Annotated in this window: 3 protein-coding genes; 1 reads left to right on the top strand and 2 read right to left on the bottom strand. The window is 40.1% G+C overall.

Translation table 11 applies throughout. The annotated features are described in order from the left end of the window. Nucleotides 1-294, bottom strand: a 294-nt coding sequence (locus VXQ92_RS15865) for an O-methyltransferase (protein WP_416682460.1), incomplete at its 3' end; no start/stop codon positions are given. A gap of 36 nt (nt 295-330) precedes the next feature. Then, entirely contained in the window at nt 331-549 is a 219-nt protein-coding gene (locus VXQ92_RS15860) for a DUF1653 domain-containing protein (RefSeq protein WP_000058244.1), read from the bottom strand. A 261-nt stretch (nt 550-810) separates the two neighbouring features. Here VXQ92_RS15860 and ahpF point away from each other — a divergent pair. Next, on the top strand, nt 811-2,267 hold a 1,457-nt coding region (ahpF, locus tag VXQ92_RS15855), incomplete at its 3' end, for an alkyl hydroperoxide reductase subunit F (protein ID WP_416682459.1).

Genomic DNA, 2,267 nt, shown 5'->3' with positions numbered 1-2,267 from the left:
CTCAGCTACATGACGTTTTGCCTCTGCACTTCGCTTTGCATCAATTTCAACTGTAATGACTTGCCCACCAGTCGCTTGGGCAGCTTCGGCAAGCCACAAAGTTGAATAGCCTGTTGAAGTGCCAATTTCCAAAATAGACTTGGCTTGCTGCATACGAATAAGCTGGGAAATTAGCTGAGCAGATTCTACTTCTATATTACGATATCGTTGTAAACGATCGGATTGCTGTGAGTCATGCTGTTTAAAGGTGTCATATAAATCAGCAACTCTTTGTAAGAAAATAGTATTTGGCATCTATTTTACTCCTTCTTTATATGACAGCCATTTTATTTAAGTACTTTGTATTAATTTAAAACGCGGTACGATGCTACCATCACTCATTTGCACGGTTTCAGTAAACATATCAAGTGGTCGAACCCAAGTTGAATAATCACCATATAAACATTGATAAACGACCAATTCCTCTTCAGTTTCACTGTGTTTTGCTACAGAAAAAACTTGATAGAGATTACCTTTATAATGCTGATAAATGCCGCGTTGCAATGACATGAAAGTACCTTTTAATGTTATGACATAAAATCTTTACAGCCATATAACATATATAAATTTTCAAACACTTTCACTTTAAAATACTGCAAAACTAAAAATGAAATTAAGATGCTCTTTTGCACTTTCTTAACTTACGCGTTGTTGCAAACCAACATTCAAAAAAACGATTAAATTCATAAAAACATACTGTTTTACCTATTCATTGTTTTAACGTACTATGCATCTATTGAAAGAATTTGGATGCATTGGAGTAAAAAACAGATGTTAGATCAAAACATTAAAACTCAATTAAAAGCTTACCTAGAACGTTTAGAAAGTCCAATCGAATTAGTTGCTGCTTTAGATGAATCAGATAAAGCTGCTCAAATTAAAGAATTAGTAACTGAAATCGCTGAGCTTTCTGACAAGGTAACAGCCCGTTTTGACGGTAATAATACACGTCGTCCAAGCTTTGGTGTGGCTAAAGCAGGTGAACAGCCTCGTGTGTTCTTTGCAGGCTTACCAATGGGTCATGAGTTTACGTCTTTGATCTTGGCTCTGTTACAAGTGTCTGGCTATGCACCTAAAGTATCGGATGAAGTTTTAAATCAGATTAAAGGTTTAAACCTCAAAGCTAACTTTGATGTATTTGTATCATTAAGCTGTCATAACTGTCCGGATGTAGTACAGGCGCTTAACCTGATTGCCATTTATAACCCGAACACCACGGCAACCATGATTGATGGTGCATTCTTCCAAGACGAAGTGGAACAACGCAAAATCATGGCTGTACCGATGGTATTCCAGGACAATGAACACATTGGTCAAGGTCGTATGACGCTTGAAGAGATTGTGGCAAAACTTGATACCAATTCAGCTGAAAAAGACGCAGCAGCACTCAATGCCAAAGATGCGTTTGATGTATTGGTGATTGGCGGTGGACCTGCGGGTGCAACAGCTGCAATCTATGCGGCACGTAAAGGCATTAACACAGGTATCGTGGCTGAACGCTTTGGTGGTCAGGTCATGGATACCATGGACATTGAAAACTTCACTTCTGTGCAAAAGACCCAAGGTCCTAAGTTTGCTGCTGAGATGGAAGCACATGTTCGTGAATACGATGTGGATATCATGAACCTGCAACGTGTCAGCAAAATCACGGGTGCAGACCAAACAGCAAATGGCTTGGTTGAAGTTGAACTTGAAAACGGTGCAAAACTTGAATCGAAAACTGTGATCCTTTCAACAGGGGCACGTTGGAGAGAAATGAATGTACCGGGTGAAGCTGAATACCGTACCCGTGGTGTAGCGTACTGTCCACACTGTGATGGTCCATTGTTCAAAGGCAAACGTGTTGCCGTGATTGGTGGTGGCAACTCAGGTGTAGAAGCGGCAATTGACCTTGCAGGTATTGTTGAGCATGTGACTTTAGTTGAGTTTGACACTAAACTTCGTGCTGACCAAGTCTTGCAAAACAAGTTAAACAGCTTGCCAAACACCACTGTGATTATGAATGCATTAAGCACAGAAGTATTGGGTGACGGTTCACAAGTAACCGGTCTTAAATATAAAGACCGTGCAACTGATGGAGAGCATGTGGTAGAGCTTGCAGGGATCTTTGTACAGATTGGTTTACTTCCAAACACTGACTTCTTAAAAGACAGTGAGGTTGAGTTAACCAATCGTGGAGAGATCATTGTCAATGACCGCAACGAAACCAATGTAAAAGGTGTATTTGC

The sequence above is a fragment of the Acinetobacter sp. 228 genome (assembly GCF_048147885.1).
Note: the sequence above shows the minus strand (reverse complement) of the source record. Positions and strands in the feature narration are given on the sequence as shown.